We start from the raw sequence: 24,767 nt of genomic DNA on the forward strand, positions 1-24,767 counted from the left end.
ATGAAAAAGCCCGTGAGGTTAACGGCATCATTGGTTTAGCTTGAATTTATGAACAAGAGAAGAGCTAAAAGCACAAATATGGTCATAGTGAGTACCTAAACTCTCTAGTACAATTACCTCTTATTCTAAGCATTAGCCAGCTTCATTACTAAGCATCTTAATAATATGTTTTGCAAGTTGCTCTTTGATTTCTCTATGTCTGGGAACAGCTTGAGAAATTTTTGTTATTGGATTCTGATACCAATCATGTTTGCCACCATGACGAACGAAGATACAACCCATTTCTTCAATCTTACTGATTAAATCTCTTCGTTTCATGAAACTTCAAGTTCTGCAACTCTACGAATATTTTGGATATTTCCACTTGTTAATTCACTGTAAATATCAAGTAGATTTTCTCTTAACTCCTCTTCTGTTTCACCCTGAGTCCAATAGTCAGGATATTCTTCGAGATAACCTAACCACATATCATCATCTTGCCAGTAAATGTATTTCTTCTTTGTCATGTGCCTATTCGCTGCCTTTTTCTAAACTATCGAATTACTGAACTATCCGCCAAAAAAAGAGTCTAAATTAGACTCTTAAAAAAAAACTTAGGGGCGGACAGTCGCCCACCCCTATAGAAATCAGGTGACACCAAAGACAACCACTAAGCCCAAAACCGCCCCAAACACAATCAAGGCATAGAATTGAGCGCGACCGTTTTCTAGGTACTTCAGACCTTCACCACTAACAAGGGTGAAAAAGCCTGTGAGGTTAACAGCACCATCTACAACGCGGAAGTCAACTTCCATAACTTGTCTAGCTAGGCGACGCAAGCCGACAACAAAAACCCGATGGTAAATGTCATCAAAATACCACTTGTTGAGGGATAACTCGTAAAGTGGTTTGATTTTAGCAGCGATCGCAGCCGGGTCAATCTTATGGCGCAAATACATCAGCGAAGCCAAAGTAATCGCAATCAAAGAAATTCCGACTGAGGCACCCGCCATAATGTAGAATTCCGTCGGATTGAACTCGGAAGCCTTTTCTATAACTTCGGAGAGAGTTTCGCTAGGAGGAAAGATAAACTCTTCAAAATAATTGGCGTAGGGAGTTCCCACCAAACCAATCAAAATCGAAGGCACAGCCAACAGTGCCAACGGCAGTGTCATCGTCCACGGCGACTCGTGGGGGGAGTCGCTGTGATGCCCGTGGGAGTCATGGGAGTCATGATGCTCACTAGTTGCCGCCAATTCTCCTTTCTTCATCGCCCCAGGCCCAAAATTCGGGACTGGTTCTTGTGACTCTAATTCCAGGACAATTGTCGCCGCAGCTTTTTTAAGTTTTTGCTTGATTTTGTCGTCATTACCCCGGAATTCGCCTTCAAATGTCGAGAAATACATCCTAAACATATAAAAAGCAGTAATACCGGCAGTTAGCCAGCCGATAAACCAGAGAAGTGGGTTAGCCTCAAAAGCCTTCCCCAGAATTTCATCTTTTGACCAGAAACCAGCAAAGGGCGGAATACCAGAAATTGCCAAGCAACCAATCAAAAAGGTAATTGACGTGATCGGCATGTACTTTCGCAGTCCGCCCATTAGGCGCATGTCTTGCGCTAAGGCAGGGTCGTGTCCAACGACACCTTCCATGCCGTGAATTACCGAACCTGAACCCAAGAACAGCATCGCCTTGAAATAGGCGTGGGTCATCAGGTGGAATAGTCCAGCACTGTAGGAACCTATTCCCATTGCCATCACCATGTAACCAAGTTGGGAAATGGTTGAATAAGCCAAGCCCTTTTTGATGTCGTTTTGGGTAATCGCAATGGTTGCCCCCAAAAACGCCGTAAAAGCCCCAGTAAAGGCAATGACATTCATTGCGGCTGGGACGTGTTCAAATACTGGGTACATCCGGGCAATCAGGAAAACACCCGCCGCCACCATCGTTGCTGCGTGAATCAAGGCAGAAATGGGGGTGGGGCCTTCCATTGCATCTGGTAGCCAGACGTGGAGGGGAAATTGGGCTGATTTTGCAACTGGGCCTAAGAAAACTAAAATCGCAAACAGGACAGCGAGAAAATTGCTGATAGAACCTGATTCGACGAGTTGGGCGAGGCGATCGCCCATGACATTAAAATCAAAGCTTCCTGTTGCCCAGAACAGCCCCAAAATGCCGAGTAAAAGACCAAAGTCGCCCACGCGGTTGGTCACAAACGCTTTTTGAGCGGCATCTGCTGCTGACTTGCGATCGTACCAAAAGCCGACCAGCAAGTAGGAACACATCCCGACCAGTTCCCAGAATATATAAATCTGTACTAGGTTGGGGCTGATCACCAAACCTAACATTGAGGAGCCAAACAAACTGAGATAGGCGTAAAACCTCACGTAACCCGGATCGTGAGCCATGTAGCCATCGGTGTAAACCATGACTAAGCAGGCTACCGTTGTGACAATCACCAGCATTAGGGCTGTCAGGTGGTCAATAGTGTAGCCCATGCTCAGGTGAAAATTACCTGCTGCCGCCCACTCAAAGGTGCGAATATAAGACGCATGTCCTTGAATTTGACTCCAGAGCAAGGCAAACGACATCCCCATAGCTGCTGCCATCATGGAGATAATCACCACAGCGTTAAGCTGGCGGAGGCGGTTTGTCACCTGATTCAACGAGATTAACCCTAGACCGACCAGCATTGCCCCAAGAAGAGGGAACACCGGAATCAGCCAGGCATACTGATAGATTACTTCCATCACTGACGCCTACTTTTATAATTCTTGACTAGCGTGTCGGAACTGTTAATAATTGTGACACACACCCTTTAGGATAAAATAACCCACCCAAGGGTGATTGGGTGGGGTGTTAAGCATGGTTTTAGATTTCGTCACTGGTCATTGGTCATTTGTTATTGGTCATTAGCGCTCTTTTTTCCTCTCATTAGAGAATATTTAAAAGATTGTTTCTCCGTGCTTAGTTCCAAACAAGGATTTTTTGGCAATGCTTATTAAGCGAGGCTTTGAAAAAGATTCAAGGTCAGCATCTTACTTTTTCTCTGCTCACAGACAAAAAAGAGCGTTAGTTTTAATGCCCAATGCCAATCAAGCAGGCCGATACTCTAAGTCAGCTGTTTTCGGACTTTTGTAGATTTTTGGGCAACTGCTGTAGTTAGCTTTAATGTCTTCTAAAGCTAGACGTAAATCTTCTCTGCCGCCAAAGCTTTCCAAGCGATGCCGAAGAGTACCATTTTCAATCAATAGTAAGGTTGGTAGTGACTTTAGCCTATAAGTAGTAGACAATTTAAAATTTTGATCGGCATTAATCCCAACTAATTTAATTTCTTCCCCACATTGGGCTTGAAATTGCAACAATAGCGGGTGGATAATCCGACACAAGCCACACCAAGGTGCTTCAAAGTTAACTAAAACAGGAATAGGAGATTCTAAAACTTCTTGAGTAAATGTCCGCTCACTAACCGACAACACCATGACGCCTCTTGGATTATAAGGTTTTTATATCAAATTACCTGTCAGCACTGAAGTGAGGATTGGTAAGTCGTTAACTGCCGATAGATGCTTTCAGGAACCAAATCTCAGGACACAGAATAATTAGGCAAAAATTGAGCGCGTTGATGTGTCTCTGACAAAAAAACCAGCGCGATTCTCACGGTGGCTTTTTTGGATGTTAGACCCCTTATTGCGATCTCTACCTGTGAATTTGACTGAATTGCCATTTATTCCCAAGCAAAAGCAACTGACCAACTACCAATATAAAATCTCAAACTAACTGAACGCACCTCCACTGAATAGCTGTTTTAACTGATCGTACATTGATTCGGGGTAATTGATCAGGTGAAATTATCATCTATTTTGGATTTTATGCTGACAATAAGGATCGCATGAACTACCTACATTTGGGCAAGCGGTAAGTGTCGGTTTCCCAATTTATTGGCAACAGCTTTGGCAATAGTAGACTTGCGCCCATAACGCTTTAGTCTGACGTTGCCTCCAAGGGCAGTATCGCTCGTTCCCAACGACAAGATCCGCAAGCCTTTATTTCTGATAATAATTGCCGCGTTCACATCTCTGTCATGGTGTGTATTGCAGTGAGGACAAAGGAAAGAACGCACACCTGAGTCCATCTTAGAAATTAGCAATAAGCTATTAGAACAGAGATGAGATGACGGGAAAAACCGCCCAATTTCGAGCTAAATTTTTCCTTCCCCTTTCGTCTTACATTTAAGCATGGTTTGGAATATTCCCCATTCAGTATCACTGATCGATTTAGCAAGGTTGTAGCTTTTAACCAACTTTTTAACTACCAAACTTTCTATCACAATCACTCGGTTTTCGTTAACTATCTTACGGGATACCTTGTGTATTAAATCCTCTCGAACTCTAGATATTTTTGAGTAAGCTTTAGCCAGAGCTAGTTTAGCTTTACGTCGTTTGTTAGTAGTCTTATCCTTTTTTCGGGATAGCTTTCGCTGTTTACGCTTTAAGTTTCGTTCGTATTTTTATCAGGTGTTTTGGATTCTGATATTTTAACCCGTTAGAAGTGACAACAAAATCAATCCAACGTCAATGCCAATCGCCTTCGCTTCTTGAGCCAGTGCGTTGCGTATTTTCCCCCGTTGTAGCATCTGGTGAACCAGCGCACCCAAGTTGGTCTCCTTCTGTAGGCGACTGGTGTTAGCGCAGCGTTAGCGAGTCTTCTCCCTTGGCGTTAGCCTCTCACGAATGCGAGAAGGTGAGACGCTTTAGCGCAACGAGCGTCACCCGTTCGCTCTTGGCGTCTCCGTCAGGAGAAGGGCGTTGCTAGATGGTATCTTTTCAGCTTCATGGTCAATTAATAAAGATGCATTATCTACCATCATGTATCTGAGAAATAGTTATAGTTCTCAATTTACCAACAAGGTCATGGGGAATGTTCGCTTTTACCACTGCCAGTTTTCTAGGAAATTTCATCTCTGAGTTAGAGATGATTTTGACGTTAGCTGGATATTGAAGAGACTGTCTACCGTGCCTAGTCTTAAAGGTTGGGTATTTAGTCAGACCATCATAGAAGTTGATAAAAGCTTAAGACAGATTTAAACAGGATTGCTGCAAACATTAGGAATAAATACTTTGAGCCATTTATACTCAACTTTCCAAACTAGAATCTGTTTCTTCATGTCGTAAGCTGACAAGCCCTTACCCGCCTTTTTGGAAGTCTGAGATATTACACATAGAGACTGATTCCAAACCCAGCTAACATAGCTATAGGCTTGTACCAAATGAGCTTGCTGGGCTGTTGTTAGGTAAAGTCTGACTTTGACCGCTCTCAACATGAATCGACCTAATCACGCTTGAGTCACCATGATAATATCTCTTCCGCCAACAATCAAGACATTTGTTCATCTCCTCATCCACCTCCTTGATTGTCGAGAGCTACGCTTGTTGATTCATTCGGGGGGTAGAATCGTCGTCTCAGGCGCATTAAATGGAGCAGTGTGGTGAGCCTGATGCTAACAGGGGGTTTCCCGACTTGTACCCTACGGGGAAGCAAGCTACGCGTAGCGTCTGACTGGCCTTAGCTGCGCTACCTTTGCGTCACAAGCATCACCCGTAAGGATCTTGGGGGAAATCCCATGAGTGAGTACCGTCTCATCACCTCGCTTTTCTGCAGAAGGCTACCGTGAACGGGTAGGCGAGAGGCTTTTGCTCTTTAAGCTAAATTTCCCATCTGATCCTACTAGTTGCTTCCAGCAACAGAGGGTGCGACCACCATAGCAAAACTATAAAAATAGTAACTCCGAAATAGGCAGGGCGGATAAATTCCTGCCATTTGATAGATTGACGGCCGTCAATAATTGCTTTGAAAGGAATAATTGAAGTCCGTTGTTTAGCAATTTCAAAGGATTCCCCATAGCGATCGCTCAGACGGCGATCCCCATGCCAAACCCCAAACAAGTGATGCAACACCAATCCAATGGAAGTTACAAGGGTAAAGGTAGTACCTAGCCACAGAGTATGGGCAACACACCAAATTATTTGTCCTACCATCTGAGGATGACGGGTAATCCGAATAATTCCTGTTTCGTAGAGATGAACTTGAGGCTTTTGAATGGCAGCAACTTCTAGTAGATTGAAGGTAGCAGGATATAAAAACAAGAACGAGATCGCTGACAGCAGCCAAACAAATTCTCGCACTCCTGGCACCCCTTGTACCTGCCAAAGTTGCAAACCATCATAGCGGTGCCTAAAAAAGTAAATAATTAATATCACAGCCAACGTTAAGCTGACTAATGCAAAGAGAATGCGATAAAGCCTTGGTCCAATGTATTTTTCTGCCCAAGGGCGCAAAGCAGCACCTCCACTATGAGCGATCGCAAAAACTATTTGTAACCCCAGTATGACAAAATGACTAGGTGTCAACCAAGAAATCAGCAACATATACACGGGTGAAGTAATTTAAAGAAAATTGAATTCAGTACAACCAATACCACAAAGTGTTCAAAAGGGGACTTGAGTCAAGATGTTGTGCTACTGTCTTTTTCAAATTAAGCCTTCAAGTTTAATATGCAACAAATCATGCCTAGCTGATTGCTGCCAAACCTGATTTATTGTGTGCATCCGCTCCTTTCAAAGTTTGTGGGTTGAGCCTTATGTCTGACCTTCCTTTCACTTTAGATCAGTTACGTATTTTAATAGCGATCGCTCAAGAAGGAAGCTTCAAGCGCGCTGCTGATAGTCTTTACGTCTCCCAACCTGCCGTCAGCTTGCAAGTCCAAAATCTCGAACGACAGCTGGATGTCCCCTTATTTGACCGTGGCGGACGACGCGCCCAATTAACCGAAGCAGGGCATCTACTCCTAAGTTACGGTGAAAAAATCCTCAGCCTGTGTCAGGAAACCTGTCGCGCGATCGAGGATTTACAAAATCTCCAAGGCGGTACTTTGATTGTCGGTGCTTCTCAAACCACTGGCACTTATCTTTTGCCCAAAATGATTGGGATGTTCCGACACAAATATCCAGATGTGGCAGTGCAATTACACGTCCACTCCACCAGGCGAACTGCTTGGAGTGTCGCTAACGGACAAGTTGATCTGGCAATTATCGGCGGTGAAATTCCGGGTGAACTATCAGAATCTTTAGAAGTTCTTCCTTACGCTGAAGACGAACTAGCGCTGATTCTACCTGTATTTCATCCCTTAGCCAAACATGAAAAAATCCAAAAAGAAGAGCTATACAAATTACAATTCATTGCCCTAGATTCCCAATCAACTATCCGCAAAGTAATTGACCAAGTGCTAGGACGCTGTGAGATTGATACAAGACGTTTTAAAGTTGAAATGGAACTAAATTCCATTGAAGCAATTAAAAATGCTGTGCAATCTGGTTTGGGGGCTGCCTTTGTTTCAACTAGCGCGATCGCTAAAGAGTTACAAATGGGTGTTCTGCACTGTGCCAACATTGAAGGCGTCGTCGTCAAACGGACACTGTGGCTGATTTTTAATCCCAATCGCTATAGATCCAAGGCCGCAGAAGCTTTTAGTCGGGAAATTTTGCCCCAGTTTGCTAATCCTGGATGGAATCAAGATGTGTTAACATTGCCACAAAAAAATATAGTGGTAACTACATTAGATATAGGGACGCCCACCTCCGGCGGCGAAGACTAAAATCTGGTGATTAGTCTTTGAAATTCTGTACCCTTGTTTTGAGGTCGCCGCTGCGTGTAGCTTGGCTTTTGAGTAGGGTTCCAGGAATAGTAACCAGACCCTCTCTACCAGACATGCTCTCTACGCAAACTCGTTGGCAGAGCCTCTGGTAGAGTTGAGGCTGTGCTATCGCCGTCAGTCGGCGCTCATACTTCTTTTTTTGTCATTTGTTCTTTGTTTTTTTGTAAATGACCAATGACCAAATAATTCGTAATCCCCTACGGAAAGGCTGCGCTTACGTAATTCGTAATTATTACCTCATAGCTGTTCGCGCAGCGTACCATAGCAAGCTAGGGGTTTGATATCAGGAAAAAAGTTTCTTGTTCTTTATAAATAAATTTAGTCGCTCTGTAGCCTGAATGAATTACGAATTACATAGCTTGCTTCTCGCCAGAGGCGAGTATTATCAATTACGAATTATTTTGACTAATGACTAATCACGAAAATGGAAGTTTACTGTACTCGTCCACGTTGCCCACGCCCACAAAACTATTTTGCCGATTTAGATGATATTACGACGCTGAAAACAACGCAGCAAAAGTACTGTACTACCTGTGGGATGCCACTGCTGCTAGATGGTCGATATGTGACAATTAAGCTGCTGGGAAGAGGGGGGTTTGGAGCAGCGTTTTTGGCACGCGATCGCCGAATTCCCGGAATGCGTCAATGCGTAGTTAAGCAGTTTCAACCAGCGGGTAATTTAACTTTAACTCAACTGCAACAAGCACAGATAATGTTTGAGCGAGAAGCAGAAGTTTTAGCACAGCTTGGTAACGATCACGAGCAAATTCCTGACTTGTTTGCCTTCTTTCCAGTGATAGTTAATAGTTTGCAGCCAGGACAGCAAGACCAGTTTTTTTATTTGGTACAAGAATATATTGATGGGCAAAACCTAGAGGAAGAATTAGTTCAACAAGGCAAATTTTCTGAACAGCAAGTGTTGGAGGTGCTGCAAGAAATCCTGAAGGTGCTAAAGTTTGTCCATCATAGAGGCATTATCCACAGAGATATTAAACCGTCTAACATCATGCGCCGTCGTGATGGTAAACTTTTTCTTCTAGATTTTGGCGCAGTTAAGCTTGTGACAAACGCTGCATCTGGTTCTGCTGCTTCTTCCACAGGAATTTATTCTATGGGATTTGCACCACCTGAGCAGATGGCTGGAGGTCAAGTATTTCCATCTACAGATTTATACGCTTTAGCTATAACTCTTATTACTTTGTTGACAAATCAGGAAGCAGTTCAACTATTTGATGCCTATACCAATCAGTGGAAATGGCGACCGCAAGTGACTATCAACCCTCGCCTTGCTGATATTTTAGATAAAATGCTGCTACCTGCTGCTAATCAGCGCTTCCAATCAGCCCAGGAGGTTCTAGATGCACTTAACTCACAGCCTCTAGCCGCGACACAACTTAATTCGCCTTCTGTAACACTCCCAACACAACCACCTAAAAGTTCCAGTCCCGTCGTCCCCCGCCGTCCACCAACTCAGCCAGCGTTTTCTACAGTGGAATTATTGGGTGGGGCGGCATTTAGTGGATTTGAGGGGGCATTGATCGCGATCGCCCTCTCCAGTCTAGTAAAATTACCAATAGCTACTTTCACTGTTGCATGTGTGATTTTAGGGATACTGATATTTGCCCAAACCAGGCGGTGGATTGAAAAGTTCGATTTATTAATTATTCCGACAATTACTTTTGCGATTATTTTTTTTCTCCCCTTTTTACAAGGGGGTCTTGGTATTCAGACAGTAGTTTTTTTATCAGTTGCAGCAGGTTTAATAGCCATTTCATTAACAGCCGTATTTCGACTTATTTATAAATTATTATCTCTGTTACTTTAAAAACTCCTGGTCTTAACAGCCACCTATGTCTCAGAAAAACGAAACACTTAGCCTTTTCTTAGCCGTAGTCATTACCATTGGCTTAATCTTTGGTGGCTTATGGTTTTTTATGGCACGATGGGCGCAATTAAATAAACTTGTTGCGAACCAGTCGGAGAATAGCAATCCCAGAGATACCATTTCTGTTCCTAAGCCTATAGAGACTGGTAAGACAAATAATACCATCAGCAAATGTGACGTGCCCAATCTCCCAGAGGGGACATTCAATTATGGTGGTAGCACAACCTGGGCACCTATTCGGAAAGACGTAGACTCCGTACTCCAAAGCCAATGCTCTCAGTTTATTTTACGCTATACTCAACCTCCGTCAGGTGAATCAGGATCTGGAACTGGCATTCGGATGTTGATAGACAATCAACTAGCTTTTTCTCAATCTTCTCGCTCGGTTAAGGCTGAAGAAAATACAGAAGCTAAACAAAAAGGATTTAGTTTCAAAGAAATTCCAGTGGCGATTGATGGAATTGCGATCGCAGTTAACCTCAATCTCAACATTCCTGGTTTAACTGTCGCCCAACTCAAAGATATCTACACGGGCAAGATTACTAATTGGCAACAGGTGGGCGGGCCAAATTTACCAATTACAGTTTATTCTCGTAGCAAAGAAGCTGGGGGTACAGTGCAATTCTTTGTTGAAAATATTTTAAATAAAGAGAATTTTGCTGTCAACGTTAGTTATATTAACACGACCACTGAAGCAGTACGAAAAGTAGCTGCAAATCCTGGCGGAATTTACTATGCTTCTGCCCCAGAGGTTGTACCCCAGTGTATGATAAAATCCTTGCCACTAGGGCGCACAAGCGGTCAATTTGTGCCTCCTTACCAAGAACCCTTTGTACCTCCGTCTGAATGTCCCACTAAGCGTAATCAGTTGAATACTCAGGCGTTTCGTAGCGGTGACTATGCAATTACCCGCAATTTATTTGTAATTGTTAAACAGAATAGTCAAACAGATCAGCAAGCTGGCGAAGCTTATGCAAATTGGTTGCTGACACCTCAGGGTCAAGAACTGATCCAAAAGGCTGGATTTGTCAGAATTAAATGATCAAAGCGGTTAGATTTAACAAAATAATCAAATAATAAACATTTTTATTTTATTCAAATTTCTTTATGTCACAAAAGAATGAAACCACAATTTTAGCCTTGGCTCTGTTGCTGACAGTTGGAATAGTTGGCGGTGGTTTTTGGTGGTTTACTAATGGTGGGTTCAAAATTGGTAATACCATCATTTCAAATCAAGAAACAGGCAGCAATCCATCCCTAGAAAACCGGATTAGTTTTGGGGAAAAAACTTTGACTCCAGGTGACATTTCTCCTGCAAAAAAAGAAGGAGTACAGGCGATCGCTGCTAAAAGTTATGATAAAGCGATCGCTAATTTCACAGCTGCCCTAAAACTCAACCGTAACGATCCAGAAGCATTAATTTTTCTTAACAATGCCCGCATCAGTTCCAAGAGCTACACCATTGTGGCTTCTGTACCATTCGGCACTGACCCTAATGCTGCTTTAGAAATTTTACGTGGCATCGCCCAAGCCCAAAATCAAGTTAATAGCTCTGGAGGAGTCAAGGGAGTGCCGTTGAGGGTAGGGATAGCTAACGACGATGACAATCCAGAAATAGCCAAGCAAATCGCTTCCAACTTAGTCACCAATTCAGAAGTATTAGGTGTAGTTGGGCCGAATACTAGTGATTCCACCTTAGCCGCAGGTACTATCTATACTTCTGGACAACTTGTAGCCATATCTCCTACCAGCACATCTGTAAAAATTTCTAACTTTAGCCGCTACGTTTTTCGCACGGTTCCCAGTGATTTTATGGCTGCTAGAAGTTTAGCTAACTACATGGTGAAAACCTTGCAGAAAAAAAATGCAGTTGTTTTCTTTAATTCTCAGAGTAACTATAGCCAGTCTTTAAAGTCTGAGTTTGTTTCATCTGTTTCCTTAGAGGGTGGACAAGTATCCAGCGAATTTGACTTATCCAAGGTGGATTTTAGTGCGGCTAAAAGTCTAGAACAAGCAACTAAGCAAGGTGCAGAAGTGTTGATGTTAGCTGCTAACACTGAAACTCTGGATAAAGCGTTACAAGTAATTCAGATTAACCAGAAAAAGTTAACTCTGCTGGCGGGAGATGATGTTTACACCGTCAAAACTTTAGAAATTGGCAGAGAACAAGCTACGGGGATGGTACTGGCAGTTCCCTGGCATATTGATAGCGATCCTAAGTCAGATTTTCCCCAGAAATCACGCCAGTTATGGGGCGGTGATGTGAGTTGGCGAAGCGCCCTCAGTTATGATGCCACTGTAGCTCTGATTGAGGCATTAAAACGCAATCCCACACGAGCAGGAGTCCAACAAGCACTCTTCTCCTCTGACTATTCTGCCACTGGCGCTTCTGGTACAATTCGGTTTTTAGCATCAGGCGATCGCAATGCGCCAGTCAAACTTGTGAAAATTGTTCCTGGTTCTCGCTCTGGCGCTGGTTATGACTTTGAACCAGTGCGATAATCATCGAAGAAAGGCAGAGAGCACGAGGCAGCAGGGTTTTAGCCTAGTTTATCTTTCTTTACCTTACTTATCTGCTATCCAGATTGTCTGAATGCTTTTTTCTCACTTGTGAGAAATCGGGGTAATACTGCCATGACTATTTAATAAACTTTGCTTTTCCTTAACTTTTCATTAATTTTCAGGTAACAAAATACAGAAGTGGGGATTTTTAGCACCTGGTGAGGTAGTGCAATCTTGAGGTTTTCCCAAGTGAGTAACTGCCGAACCCAGAGGGCTAATGGACGAGTTGTTTAATACCTTGTCCTTTGTGGGGAAAATCAAGAATAATTTGATGCGATGAAAATTGTACCAATCTGACTTCTAGATTTTTCTTTATACCTTCAAGCCTAGCCACAGCAGTGTCTTCACTTTGGCATTATTTTCGGTGTGCAAAGAACGCACTTTTCTAAACTATGGGCAAAAATATTAACAGCAAAATTATGCTGAATGCAACACCTTTAAAAAGGTTATCGCAAGCAACTGCTACCGCAGCGCTTGGTTTCGCTATGCTTGCAGCTATTGGTACAGATCCTGCCCACGCTGTCAACTTGAAAACATTTAATATTTCAGGAAATTTTGCTCCTGCGGCTCTTGATGGTTCAGTAGGGCTACCTATGAATTTAGCAAATGGTTCTTTTAATGGGACTTACACAGTGGATATGGATCAATTACCCACTTCTAGTTCTTTTGTAGATTTGACAAGTTGGACTGTCAACTTAGTTAATGACAATACTGTTTTGCGAACATTATCTAACAGTTTGGCTGGCAATACAGCTTACATTCAAGAAAACATACTTGCTTTTGCAGACGCAGGCTTATTGACAAAGCAAAACCATGATTTGTACAGTTTAGAACTATATTTTGACAGAAATCTCACAGGTACGGGTAGTACCAATGATGGAAAATTTTTGGACAACAGTAACCTGGGAAGTGTCCAAAGCTCCGGCATTACTGCCGTTACTTTTGCTAAAAGTGAGCCTGTTCCTGAACCTCAAACTTTTGCTGGAACAGTAGTTGTTACTACTATTAGTTTGTGGCTGAAAAGAAAGCAAAAAGCTTAAATAGCGGCATAATTTTGCTTCTGCTCAAAGGTGTTGAGTTCTTCTGAATTTCGGAACTAATAAAGCGCGGCGGAAGCCAAATATCTATTTTAAATCAATCGCTTGCGGTATATGAATAAGAATTACAAAGGAGATGTGCTTTGAAACGATTTACAAAGTTCTATTTTGCTCTAACACTCTTGCTACTACCGTCCTCAATCATACCGTCGATGTTTCTCGGCTCGGCGATCGCAGAGGATGCCTCTGGACATGAAGCATTGCCAGCAAACTCAATTGTCACAACTCAGCCAAATGTAACGCCAGACGTGACGCGATACTTAAATGATCCGCACAAGGAACCCAAGCTGCCGCCGAAGTTGCTCACGAAACTGCTTCACGAGCGGATCAAATATGTCTTCGTAATCTTTAACGAGAACCACTCCTTCGACAACGAGTATGGCACATTGCCCGGTGTTAACGGACTCTACTCAGATGGACAAAAGCCTCGTGACCCAAAGAAAACGCCGGGCTTCACCCAGAGCTATACGGATGCTAAAGGCAAGACCGTCACAGTTCAGCCATTCCGGCTCGGGCCTGAGCAGAACTCCAGCGTCGTTGACAGCGTTGACCACTCGCACACCGGACTTGCAACCAAGCTCCACGTTGTGGACGGCAAGCCACAGATGGATCAGTTCGCCTCCGACGAGTACACACGCTTCGCGTCGAAGGGTGGAGCAGCTAACATTGCTGAGGGCAAGCAGTTCGCCCGCCTTGTCATGTCGCACATCGACTGCGACACCATTCCGTTCTTCTGGAAGTGGGCTAGTCGCTTTACGGTCTTCGACAACATCTTTGCAACCGAAGACACGCCCTCAACCCCGAATGCGGTGGCGATGATCGCGGGGCAGTCGGGTGAAACGCAGTGGGTGAAGCATGGTTCGAGTGGTAAATCTTACACTGTGGGCAGCCATACTGGCACGACGCAGGGTGTACCCCTGGTCAACGATCCACAGCCCTTCTATGGCTCCCAATTCGACACAACAACGAACAACAAGCAACCTGCTGGTACAAGAGAGAGCTACGCCGATAACAACATCTCCTCGAACCTGACCTTCGCCAGTCTGCCGCTCACCTTCCAGGGGCGCAATATTCGGTCGGTCTTGGCTGGTAACAGGAATCCTTCATTCGATCTAGCCGACGTTCAGCAGGATATCCCTTATATCCAGAAACTCCGAACTGAGCCTGTGAATTGGCGCTGGTATCAAGAAGGCTACGATCTCGAACCGACCGATGCTAACGGAGTCGCCTCGCACAATGCCTATGTCACCCATCACAACGGCGCACAGTATTTCGGCTATATCGCCAACACGCCAGAGGTGAGCAAAAATCTCCGTGGGCTGAATGACTTTTTTAGCGACATAGCCAAAAATGCGCTGCCCAAAAGTGGCGTGTTCTATATTCGTGGTGGCTACACGAACCAGCAGGGGTTGAAGCCGCCGATTACGAACCCTAACACACCCGCAGATGAAATCGCCGCGATTAATGCGGCGAAGTCGGGTGATGATGATCATCCGGGCTACACTGATCGCCAGCTCAGCGAAGCGATGGCGGCCAGGGTGATCAACGCGATCGCCTCAAATCCCAAGCTTTGGCAGCAAAGTGCTATCATCATTACCTACGACGAGTCCGATGGTTTCTACGATCATGTGCCACCGAGGATCTTGTCCTATGGCCCTGACGGGCTGCCACTCTCCCGTGGTGTCCGTGTGCCACTGATCCTAATCTCACCCTACGCCCGGACGCACGCCGTCTCACACGTCGAGGGCGATCACAACTCGGTGATCGAGACGATTAACACGATCTTTGGTTTACCTGCACTTGCCAGCCTGCCCGATGAGGTACAGGCACTTGCTGCTGGCAACTCCCCACAGTTCAACAAGTTCGGGCCGCCAGGATTTGAGCAGAAGTACCTCGGCCCACGGGACATCAATTCGCCGATCACCGACAGCCTACTATCGGGCTTTGATCCGAAGCGCCTACTCGGTGTTTCGCCGCCACTGCCAGCCTCGTTTGCAAAGATTCCAGACAGCGTTGTAAACACACTACCGCACTACGGTGGGCAAGGCTGCCGGGCGATCGGAGTTACGCCGGAGGACAAGCGTCAGGGGATAGTCAACAAAATCCCCAAGGGCTTTAACTCACTACCAAGTACTTATCCAGTGGCTAACCCCTAAAGTGCTGAGTGCTGAGTAAAGAAGTAGGGAATCTCACTTTACTTATTCAGCACTCTTCAAATATGCCCATTTTTCGACATTCCCTGAGGATAATTCATGCGCTTTATCTTAGTCTTGCTGACTCTGCTTGGTGTCAACTGCTCGATTTCCACTGCTCAGGCGGGTTCTGTGATCAAACGTGTCAAGGAACACAATGTGGTTCGCTGTGGCAGCGTCGAGCGGACAGGTCTGGCAACTCAAGCCGAGCCAGGAGGCTGGAGTGGTCTCAACGTCGACGTCTGCCGGGCGATCGCCGCCGCCGTACTGGGATCTGCTGACCGCATCGAATATCATGAGTACGAAACGCCGAAGGACTTCGATGCTGTGCGTAACCAGCAGGACGACGTATATTTCCTCACAGGATCGGAGATTGACGAGCAAAAGCTGGCTGGCAAGTTGGTACCTGGCCCTACTATCTTCGTAGAATCCAATGCGGTAATGGTGGCGTCCACCTCGGCTGCACAGCACGTCAGCGACCTGGCCAAAGAAAGCATCTGCTTTATGATTGGCAGTTCGGTCGAGCGGAGCTTGACAGCTTACTTCGGTGCACTCCATAAGAACTGGTTCCGTCGACCATTCTCTGAAGACGGGGAGATGATAGATACATACAACGTGCAAAATTGCCACGCGATCGCTGGTGAGATCACGACCCTTGCAAATATCCGCCTCGACGCTGGGATAAACCGATTATCGAGCCGCATCCTCCCGGAGTCACTGACGACCTTTCCGGTGATCGCTGCAACCGGAACCGCGGACGCTCAGTGGTCTGCGATCGTCGCGTGGACAGTGGATACATTGATCAATGCAGAAAGACCGGAAACGCCCTGGTATGCGGGTGGTGCTGGAGCGATGCCGATCTTTGCACCAGAACTGGGTCTCGATCAGGAGTGGCAGCGCCGCGTTCTCGTATCTGTAGGCAACTATGGCGACATCTTTGATCGCCATCTGGGGAAAGGCTCCCTACTCAGGCTTGATCGTGGATTAAATGCGAACCATCTCCAAGGAGGACTTCTTCTAAGCCCGTTCCTTGAGTAATTTCAACTAAGCATAGAAGTGTCAGACAAAGTTTTTGGCGAATATATTGATGAGGAAATTTATTATACCTTGGCATCTATTGTAGTCAGAAGTTAGGATTTATCATAATTCCTTAACAAAACACCCGTCCTCCCAATACAATCTCAAGTAGCAAGCACCTATCAAGTCAAGCACTTATATTGAATGGACGCGCGGGTAATTTAGTATGTCCCAAAAAAACGAAATACCTATTCTTGTTTTATCCATCCTAATTACGGTAGGGCTAGTTGCTGGAGGTTTTTGGTGGTTCACCAGAAAGTCTGGTGTTGACCTAAATACAATTAATTCTGGTAGCACCAAAACACCCCAAACTGCATCAGAACAACCTAGTGGCAAGACTTTTGCCTCAGTACAGGATGTTCCTACAGGATTATTCAATTACGGAGGCAGTACATCTTGGGCACCGATTCGACTGGTAGTTGATCCAGGAATTCAAGCGGCGCGACCAGAACTTCGGCTGCGCTATGTAGAACCCAGCAATGGATCTCCTGGTTCTGGTACTGGTATCCAGTCGCTGATAGACGGTCAATTAGCTTTTGCCCAGTCCTCCCGACCAATTCTAGATCAGGAGTTAAGCCGTGCCCAGCAGCGTGGGTTCACCTTGAAACAAATTCCTGTGGCAATTGATGGTTTGGCAGTCGCAGTTAACCCTAACCTGAATATCTCAGGACTAACGATAGAACAGTTAAAGTCAATTTATACAGGCAAAATCAATAATTGGAGCCAGGTGGGCGGCCCCAATATCCCGATTAAGCCCTATTCTCGCCGCATTGTTGATGGCGGTACAGTCGAACTTTTTGTTCAAGACATCTTGGGTGGTCAAGCTTTCAGCTCCAATGTGGAATTTATCTCCACAACCACCCAAGCCTTGCAAAAATTGGCTGGTAGTCCTGGTAGCATCTACTACGCTTCTGCCCCAGAAGTGATTCCTCAATGCTCTATCAAAGCCTTGCCGTTGGGGCGGACGCAAGGGCAATACATTGCTCCATACCAAGAACCTTCTGTCCTCCCGTCTGAATGTCCTGGTAAACGGAACAAATTGAACACTGAGGCTTTCCAATCAGGAAAATACCCTATTACTCGCAATCTGTTTGTGGTGGTCAAACAGAATGGTCAGACTGAGCAGCAAGCAGGTGTCGCTTACGCCAACTTACTACTGACTGAGCAAGGACAGGAACTGATTAGCCAAGCTGGGTTTGTCAAAATTCGCTGACAAGAGCGATCGCCTCCGACGGGGCGTAGCCCATCGTACTCAGACAGAGTGGCGGAAATCGCCGCTCTGAACTGTGCTTTAACCAGCTCTATTAATCGATTCTGCTGGCAAGCAAATGAGATTATCCCCTTGGGTGAGGATTAAGCCGCGTTGACGCAGCTTACCCATCAAGCGGGTGACGGTGACACGAGTCGAACCAATCGCGCTCCCAATTTGGGCATGGGTGAGGGGGAAGGGCAGACAATAACCGCGAATCACATCAGGATCAGTGTCGCTCATTGCTGGCTCTCCATATTCCTCAATTAACAATGTGAGAAATCCTAAGAGGCGGTCAATTGTGCGGCGTTGTCCCAAGGCACTCAGCCACAGCAGCTTACGCTGGTGCTGATACCTAAAGGCATCCATAACTTCGCGACGGAAGTGAGGCCAGTTGTCTAAGTCATGCCAGTACATCCATAGCACCGCAGTTTGGTCAACATGGGCGTAAGCCTGGAGTGTGAATGGTGATTGGGCAACAATTTCAAATGGCTGTCCCGCTCCCACAAAACCCAAAAACGCTTCTTCTGGAGTTCTGTTGATTCGTCGAGACGTTAGCTGACTGGCAGTCGCACTCACTTGGGCGGTTCCTACCATGCGGATCGCACCCCTTTGCACCAAATATAGCAATCCAGGTCGGGCTGGAATGCGCTCATCTTTGCTAAAGGTACGGCAGCGGTAGTGTTCTTGAGCCCAGTCAAGAATTCGTTGCCAAGTTAAAAAAGGCCGTGATGCCTCAGAAAAGGAGGATGGAGATTGCATAGGTAACAAAGAGCGTTCGGCTGAAGACAAAGACGTCATGAAAAGGTGCAAGGAGTGTCTTTGTGTTGGCGAGGCTTAACGCCTAACAGCGCCAGCCAATCCAAAGAATAGAAAGCAAATTACTCTCTACTCTTTTGTTATACTTCCTACTGTACAATGATGGTAGTAAAGTTTACTTACTATTCATCGATTATTCATCAAATTTTATCCTCTTCTCATTTTTCTTTATCTAAATTATATTTATCTCGCAAGATAGATGACAGAAAATCAGTAAATATATTTTACATGGCTATTTAAACAAAACTACGTGCATTATAAATTACTAGCTAGGAAATATACGTCAATTAAACAGCTATTATATAGTCGTCTGGAAAAATTAATAAGCATTGATACTTATAAATTAGAAAATATATGCGTAAAAGACGAAAAAATTCATCTCTATAAAGATAGAGATGAAAATAGAGTTTTATATATATCAAGTGTGGCCCTGCGACTATCAAAATCTCAGAATCGAAAAGCTATGGAGCTTGCCAGTGCGATCGCCTCTGATTTATCAAAGACTTGTGGCGACGTTTTTAGCGTCCAAATTGTTCCCCCTGGCTGGATACATTTTGAATTAACTCACTCTACCTTAGCGGCTTGGTTACAAAGTCTTGCAGTGGGGAGTTTAGAAGGAGCAGGGGAGCAGGGGACAATTGATGCCCAATACAACTCTTGGAGAGGCTGCGCCAACGACGCCGCTCAGTACAAGTGCCCAATACCTAATTCATTGTTTGCTGTTCAGTATGCCCATGCACGTTGCTGTTCGCTAGTGCTGATGGCTCACCGAGAAGGATTGATTAAACTTAGAGAACCAGTTCCAAATACTAGTCCAGCTTTTTGGAGTGTTATCTTCCCTAACCCTTTACCTTGGCTCAATTGTGATGGAACATTGCGGCTAAATCACCCAGGTGAGCGTCGTCTAATTGCTGAATTAGTGCAAGTAGTAGATAACATTGAGTGTCCTGATATTAGCGGTTCTGTGAAATGGGAAAAAGTAGCGCTGAATTTGAGCCAAGCTTTTGAAAACTTCTGGTCTAATTGCCGGATTTGGGGTGAGGTGAAAATTACCTCACCAGAGCTAGCCCAAGCCAGACTTGGATTGCTTATGGCTACTCAATCAGTATTAAGATATGTGCTTGAGGAAAACTTGGGTGTTTTTGCGCCCTTGGAATTATAAATCGGTAATGTCGCTTAGGTAGAAAATAAAAACTTTTATAATAGCTATTGACTGAATGCATGACCTGGGCTACATTAGCAGGTGTGTGAGGAGCGAACCAGCTAGGGCACCGAGACGAAACACGGCCAGTCGTCGGTGTCCTTTCTGATTTATATGGGTTAACTCTGAAGAAGTGCCCTGATTACAGCAAAAACTTTTCAATTGCTACTGCTGCTCCGTCTTCTTCTACGCTAGGAGCTACCCACTGAGCGATCGCTTGCACTCCTGCTGGTGCGTTGCCCATAGCTACACCAAGTCCAACATATTCCAGCATTTCCACATCATTGAAGTTATCGCCAATAGCCATAATGTTGGCTGTCTGTAATCCCAGCAATTCTTCGGCTAGGTAGCGCACAGCAGTTCCCTTATTCACAGAGGCGTTAGTTGCTTCAAAAAAGGTAGCAACAGATGTTGTGAGATAAAGTTCAGCAGGTGTGTACTGGCGGCGCATATTCCCCAATAGCTGATCAATCACATCAGTGTCATCGCACAAAGCGAGAATTTTTGTTGGTTCATTCGTTAAGGTTTGGCGCAAATCACCCACAGGAATCGGGGTGATACCAGAACGTTCTGCATAAATTTGGGTTTCTCTAGTTAACTCACGGACGTATAGCTGATCATTGATGTAAAAGTGGACAGATAGGAGCGATCGCAACTCAGGCTGCTCAAAATAGTCGATTAGCTTGTGGGCAATTTCCCTGGAAACAGCCCAATGGCGATGAACTTTTTGGGTGATCGGGTCTTGAATCCAAGCTCCCTGATAGGCCATTAATGGTAAGGTAGAGCCAATGTCTTGATGGAAGTGCAAGGCTGAACGATACATTCGACCTGTAGCGATCGCCACTTGAATTCCTCGGGCTTGCGCTGCAACAATTGCTTGCTTTACACCTGCACTAATGGCGTTAGAATGTCCAGCGATCGTGCCATCTATATCTAAAACTAGTAGTTTAATGTCTTTTGCAGCGGGCTGATTATCAGTAGATGCTAAATGTGTAGCAGATGCTTTGTGCATAATTTTTTAGATTTTAAGTTCCAGTAAGAGGTTAACAGGCTCTAGAAACCAGTGGGGAGTAATAAAGCTGCAAATACGTAGACATCAGTTTGTCTTAAATTATGTACAGGAGCAATTAGTACGCAAAAACTGCGCTATTGTCGCTAAAGCCAAGCTGAACGAGCATCTGAAATTGCTAACTATCTGACAAAGCTTCTGGCTAAAATAGGGCTATGTCTGAAATCACTTCTGCAACTGCAACACGCCCCACGTTCATCCTCGTAGATGGACACTCCCTGGCTTATCGTTCATACTTTGCTTTCGCCAAAGGGCGAGATGGAGGACTGCGGACTACAACGGGGATTCCTACCAGTATATGTTTTGGTTTTGTGAAGTGCCTGTTGGAGGTAATGGCAACACAACAGCCCCAAGCAATGGCGATCGCTTTTGATTTGGGCGAGGCAACTTTTCGCCACGAAGCCGACGATACTTATAAAGCCGATCGCCCGGAAACGCCAGAAGACTTCATTCCCGACTTAGCAAACCTGCATGAGTTGCTCAATGGCTTCAATTTACCAATTTTCACTGCCCCTGGTTATGAGGCAGATGATGTTTTAGGAACCTTAGCACAGCGAGTAACTGCTGCTGGGTATAGGGTGAAAATTCTGACTGGCGATCGCGATTTATTTCAACTGATTGACTCTGACAAAGAAATCACTGTTCTGAATTTTAGTCCAGATGCCCTAAAGCGCTCTACAAATAGCATTACGGAATTTCAAGCAGAACAAGTCAAAGAAAAAATGGGCGTTTTACCTTCACAAATTGTGGATTTCAAAGCTCTTTGTGGTGATAAATCGGATAATATTCCTGGAGTCAAGGGAATTGGAGAAAAGACAGCAGTGCAGTTGTTAAATACCTATGGTTCCCTTGAGCATGTTTATGCTGCGTTAGATGAAATTAAAGGCGCAACTCAGAAAAAACTGGCAAGTGGTAAAGAAGATGCCGATAAGTCTCGGTATTTAGCAACTATAGTTTTGGATGTTCCTATAGAAATTAATTTAGAAGATTGCAAATTAAAAGGGTTTGATACAAATCTCCTAACACCAATTTTAGAAAAGTTAGAATTTAAGTTTTTTTTAGGAAAAATCAACGACCTCCAGCAACGTTTTGGTGGCAAAATTGAAGAAAAAAAAGAAGCTAAAAAAGACACAATTAATCCCAACACTAACTTAGAATTGAGTACTGATGAAGATAATGATTTGTGGTTTTTCAGTGCTAGTGATACAGCAGCAGTTCCACAACAATCTACTTCCCCAATTACACCACGCATCATCAATACTGAAGCCAAATTAACTGAGTTAGTGAAACTTTTGCAAAAATTCACTAATCCACAGACTCCCGTTGCTTGGGATACTGAAACCACCGATTTAGAACCAAGAGACGCTGATTTAGTAGGAATTGGTTGCTGTTGGGGAACGAAACCAGATGAGGTAGCCTATATTCCTCTGGGGCATAAAACTGGGGAAAATTTGAATAAAGATTTTGCCCTAGAAACACTACGCGCAATTCTCGAAAGTGCCGATTATCCCAAAGCTCTACAAAATGCCAAATTTGACCGCTTAGTTCTAAAGTGTCAAGGAATTAATTTGGCGGGAGTAGTTTTTGATCCGATGCTGGCAAGTTACATTCTAAATCCAGATTCTAGTCATAATTTGATGGATTTGGCGCAGCGATATTTGGGATTGACGGCTAAAAGTTACTTAGATTTAGTTCCTAAAGGTAAAACCATCGCTGATATAGATATTTCCGCCGTAGCAGATTACTGCGGTATGGATGCTTATTCTACCTTTGGCTTAGTCCCGAAATTACGTGAGGAACTGGATAAATTTCCAGCTTTATCTAAGCTATTAGTGGAAGTGGAACAGCCACTAGAAGCAGTTTTAGCCCAAATGGAATACACAGGTGTCCGCATTAATTCAGCTTATTTGCAAGAACTTTCGCAGCATTTAGAAACTGAGTTAGCCAGGTTAAAAGAGGAAGCAACTGAAAAAGTTGGGGAAAATTTTAACTTAGGTTCTCCTAAGCAATTGAGCCAAATCTTGTTTGAAAAGTTGGGGTTAAGCACCAAACATTCTCGTAAAATTCAAACAGGCTACTCTACAGATGCAGCAACATTGGAAAGACTCCAAGAAGATGATAAAAGTGGTTTTGTTGAGGCGATAATTGAGTATCGCACCCTATCTAAATTAAAATCAACTTATGTTGATGCATTACCTGCATTGGTACGTTCAGATACCCAACGGGTGCATACTGATTTTAATCAAGCAGCGACATCAACTGGTAGATTATCTTCTTCTAATCCGAATTTACAAAATATCCCCATTCGGACAGCTTTTAGCCGCCAAATTCGCAAGGCATTTTTGCCAGAATCTGGTTGGTTAATGGTGGCTGCTGATTACTCACAAATTGAATTGCGGATTTTGGCTCATTTGAGTCAAGAGCCGATATTAGTGCAAGCATATCAGCAAAATGAAGATGTTCACACTGTTACGGCGCGGTTAGTGTTTGAAAAAGAAAATATAACCTCAGAAGAACGAGGGATGGCGAAAACTATCAATTTTGGCGTGATTTATGGAATGGGTTCTCTAAGGTTTTCGCGCTCAACTGGGATAGATAAAACGGTTGCCAATGAGTTTATTAAGCGGTTTAATGAACGATATCCGAAAGTCTTTGCATATTTGGAGCGAGTCAAAAAAGAAGCGATATCTCTTGGTTATGTAGAAACTATTCTCGGTCGTCGTCGTTACTTTGACTTTACCAATAACAGTTTGCGTAAATTAAAAGGTAGTAACCCAGAAGATATTGATCTGAGTAAATTAAAGAATTTAGGTGCTTATGATGCAGGTTTATTACGCTCGGCTGCTAATGCACCAATTCAAGGTTCCAACGCTGATATTATCAAAATTGCAATGGTAAGACTGCATGAGGTTTTGAAGAACTATCAGGCGCATTTGTTGTTGCAAGTTCACGATGAATTAGTGTTTGAAATCCCCCCTCAGGAGTGGGAAGAATTACAACCGCAAATTAAATCGGTGATGGAAAATGCAGTCCAGTTGAGTGTACCCTTGCTGGTCGAGGCGCGTGTCGGTGAAAATTGGATGGAGACGAAGTAAGTTGAACTGGGGACTGGGGATTTGAACAATTACGTTGGTATTATAAGTACTTTTGCCTTATACCAATTTGCTATGAAGATGTACTTAATTTTTATTCAACGAATCGCCATCTCTGCCAGAGGCTTTCGCCAACGCGCAGCGTCTCGTAGAGAAGGAAGAAGAAATCATTAATGCAAGTTTACGGAGAATTGATATTAGTAGGTACATCAAGTTGACAAAGTAATCAAGAGTCAAAAGTATTGACCCTTGATTGATGATAGAGCACGCAATAGTTAAGAGTTAAGCGCCACGCTGAAGCGCTGCTTCAACTTGCTGTAACTCCTTCTCCAAACGATTTTTGAGTTTTTCGGGTACAGAACGATTTGGGTAAGAACTGTAATGTCCAGCTAGGGAGTTGAGGGCTGTTCGCATGGTTGTAAAGGAGCCAAGACCAGAAACAGAGTTAACCCGCTGATAGCGAGCTGAAAAGTCATTAATTTTTTGACGCGCTTCTGCTTGAACTGCTGCTTTGTCTGGTGAATCTTGTGATACATCCAGAGCTTGTCTCATAACATTGACCACAGCTAAGGTGTCTTGGCGATAATCCCCACTTAAACTATCTGGACTGCCAGAACAGCCCATTAAGCCGATAGATACAACCAAAACCAGCGCAAGCAAACGCGACCAATAGCGCTTCATATGCATTAAGTAAAAGAATATGTAAATCAACGTCTATCCTATCTTGAATTGGTAACTTGGGGATCAATTGAGTGGGGAATGGGGAGAGACGCGATTAATCGCGTCTGTACTAAGGAGTAGGCTGGGCTGTTTTTTTCCTAAAAGGCGCTC

Annotated in this window: 21 protein-coding genes and 1 pseudogene; 10 read left to right on the top strand and 12 right to left on the bottom strand. The window is 44.3% G+C overall.

Features of this window, described 5'->3' with window-relative positions:
- Positions 1–132: 132 nt before the first annotated feature.
- From V7K35_RS15620 to V7K35_RS15655, 9 genes and pseudogenes are all read right to left on the bottom strand, one after another.
- Positions 133–318 carry a type II toxin-antitoxin system HicA family toxin gene (locus V7K35_RS15620; RefSeq protein WP_335080172.1) on the bottom strand — a complete coding sequence of 62 codons (186 nt, stop codon included), beginning with the start codon at positions 316–318 and terminating at the stop codon, positions 133–135.
- The gene (locus V7K35_RS15625; protein WP_118162850.1) at positions 315–506 is read right to left on the bottom strand and encodes a type II toxin-antitoxin system HicB family antitoxin; all 192 of its coding nucleotides are present in this window, start codon (positions 504–506) and stop codon (positions 315–317) included. Before V7K35_RS15625 ends, V7K35_RS15620 begins: the two co-directional genes overlap by 4 nt.
- A gap of 120 nt (positions 507–626) precedes the next feature.
- Positions 627–2,729, bottom strand: a complete 2,103-nt coding sequence (locus V7K35_RS15630) for an NAD(P)H-quinone oxidoreductase subunit 5 (protein ID WP_335080173.1) — start codon at positions 2,727–2,729, stop codon at positions 627–629.
- A gap of 345 nt (positions 2,730–3,074) precedes the next feature.
- On the bottom strand, positions 3,075–3,461 hold the full coding sequence (locus V7K35_RS15635) for a thioredoxin family protein (RefSeq protein ID WP_334796337.1): 387 nt from the start codon (positions 3,459–3,461) through the stop codon (positions 3,075–3,077).
- Between the two features lie 419 nt (positions 3,462–3,880).
- Positions 3,881–4,054: a hypothetical protein gene (locus V7K35_RS29725; RefSeq protein ID WP_442939734.1), complete on the bottom strand. Its 174-nt coding sequence runs from the start codon at positions 4,052–4,054 to the stop codon at positions 3,881–3,883.
- Between the two features lie 126 nt (positions 4,055–4,180).
- On the bottom strand, positions 4,181–4,315 hold the full coding sequence (locus V7K35_RS29730; protein WP_442939731.1) for a hypothetical protein: 135 nt from the start codon (positions 4,313–4,315) through the stop codon (positions 4,181–4,183).
- Positions 4,316–4,333: 18 nt separating this feature from the next.
- Positions 4,334–4,423, bottom strand: a pseudogene (locus V7K35_RS29735) (hypothetical protein); the annotation flags it as partial.
- 639 nt (positions 4,424–5,062) lie between these two features.
- Positions 5,063–5,302: a helix-turn-helix domain-containing protein gene (locus V7K35_RS15650; protein ID WP_335080174.1), complete on the bottom strand. Its 240-nt coding sequence runs from the start codon at positions 5,300–5,302 to the stop codon at positions 5,063–5,065.
- A 382-nt stretch (positions 5,303–5,684) separates the two neighbouring features.
- Positions 5,685–6,407 (bottom strand): NnrU family protein, encoded by a 723-nt coding sequence (locus V7K35_RS15655; protein WP_335080175.1) that lies wholly within the window; start codon positions 6,405–6,407, stop codon positions 5,685–5,687.
- Positions 6,408–6,619: 212 nt separating this feature from the next.
- On the opposite strand from V7K35_RS15655, the gene V7K35_RS15660 reads away from it, so the two are divergent.
- The 8 genes from V7K35_RS15660 to V7K35_RS15695 all read left to right on the top strand — a co-directional run bounded on the left by V7K35_RS15660 (position 6,620) and on the right by V7K35_RS15695 (position 17,719).
- Positions 6,620–7,633: a LysR family transcriptional regulator gene (locus V7K35_RS15660; protein ID WP_334796335.1), complete on the top strand. Its 1,014-nt coding sequence runs from the start codon at positions 6,620–6,622 to the stop codon at positions 7,631–7,633.
- 484 nt (positions 7,634–8,117) lie between these two features.
- Complete coding sequence (locus tag V7K35_RS15665) at positions 8,118–9,518, top strand: serine/threonine-protein kinase (RefSeq protein ID WP_335080176.1); 1,401 nt, start codon at positions 8,118–8,120, stop codon at positions 9,516–9,518.
- 25 nt (positions 9,519–9,543) lie between these two features.
- A complete protein-coding gene (locus V7K35_RS15670; protein WP_335080177.1) occupies positions 9,544–10,620 on the top strand; it encodes a PstS family phosphate ABC transporter substrate-binding protein in 1,077 nt (358 codons plus the stop codon).
- Between the two features lie 65 nt (positions 10,621–10,685).
- Positions 10,686–12,080 (top strand): ABC transporter substrate-binding protein, encoded by a 1,395-nt coding sequence (locus V7K35_RS15675; RefSeq protein WP_335080178.1) that lies wholly within the window; start codon positions 10,686–10,688, stop codon positions 12,078–12,080.
- Positions 12,081–12,559: 479 nt separating this feature from the next.
- A complete protein-coding gene (locus V7K35_RS15680) occupies positions 12,560–13,180 on the top strand; it encodes a PEP-CTERM sorting domain-containing protein (RefSeq protein WP_335080179.1) in 621 nt (206 codons plus the stop codon).
- Between the two features lie 140 nt (positions 13,181–13,320).
- Positions 13,321–15,393: a phospholipase C gene (locus V7K35_RS15685; protein ID WP_335080180.1), complete on the top strand. Its 2,073-nt coding sequence runs from the start codon at positions 13,321–13,323 to the stop codon at positions 15,391–15,393.
- Positions 15,394–15,489: 96 nt separating this feature from the next.
- Complete coding sequence (locus V7K35_RS15690) at positions 15,490–16,467, top strand: hypothetical protein (protein WP_335080181.1); 978 nt, start codon at positions 15,490–15,492, stop codon at positions 16,465–16,467.
- A 205-nt stretch (positions 16,468–16,672) separates the two neighbouring features.
- Positions 16,673–17,719, top strand: coding sequence for a PstS family phosphate ABC transporter substrate-binding protein (locus tag V7K35_RS15695; RefSeq protein ID WP_335080182.1), 1,047 nt, complete (start codon positions 16,673–16,675; stop codon positions 17,717–17,719).
- 78 nt (positions 17,720–17,797) lie between these two features.
- Here the strand turns inward: V7K35_RS15695 and V7K35_RS15700 are convergent, their stop codons facing one another.
- Positions 17,798–18,556: a Crp/Fnr family transcriptional regulator gene (locus tag V7K35_RS15700; protein ID WP_190899985.1), complete on the bottom strand. Its 759-nt coding sequence runs from the start codon at positions 18,554–18,556 to the stop codon at positions 17,798–17,800.
- Positions 18,557–18,824: 268 nt separating this feature from the next.
- Here V7K35_RS15700 and V7K35_RS15705 point away from each other — a divergent pair, with 268 nt between their 5' ends.
- Positions 18,825–19,736 (top strand): DALR anticodon-binding domain-containing protein, encoded by a 912-nt coding sequence (locus V7K35_RS15705; RefSeq protein WP_335080183.1) that lies wholly within the window; start codon positions 18,825–18,827, stop codon positions 19,734–19,736.
- Between the two features lie 181 nt (positions 19,737–19,917).
- On the opposite strand, the gene V7K35_RS15710 is transcribed toward V7K35_RS15705, so the two are convergent.
- Positions 19,918–20,787, bottom strand: a complete 870-nt coding sequence (locus tag V7K35_RS15710; RefSeq protein ID WP_335080184.1) for a Cof-type HAD-IIB family hydrolase — start codon at positions 20,785–20,787, stop codon at positions 19,918–19,920.
- 212 nt (positions 20,788–20,999) lie between these two features.
- Between V7K35_RS15710 and polA the strand changes: the two genes are divergently transcribed.
- Entirely contained in the window at positions 21,000–23,939 is a 2,940-nt protein-coding gene (polA, locus tag V7K35_RS15715; RefSeq protein WP_335080185.1) for a DNA polymerase I, read from the top strand.
- Between the two features lie 279 nt (positions 23,940–24,218).
- Here polA and psb27 read toward each other — a convergent pair whose 3' ends face one another.
- Positions 24,219–24,623: a photosystem II protein Psb27 gene (psb27, locus tag V7K35_RS15720; RefSeq protein WP_335080306.1), complete on the bottom strand. Its 405-nt coding sequence runs from the start codon at positions 24,621–24,623 to the stop codon at positions 24,219–24,221.
- Positions 24,624–24,767 lie beyond the last annotated feature (144 nt).

Source organism: Nostoc sp., assembly GCF_036917275.1.
In the GTDB taxonomy this organism is placed as follows: Bacteria; Cyanobacteriota; Cyanobacteriia; order Cyanobacteriales; family Nostocaceae; genus Nostoc.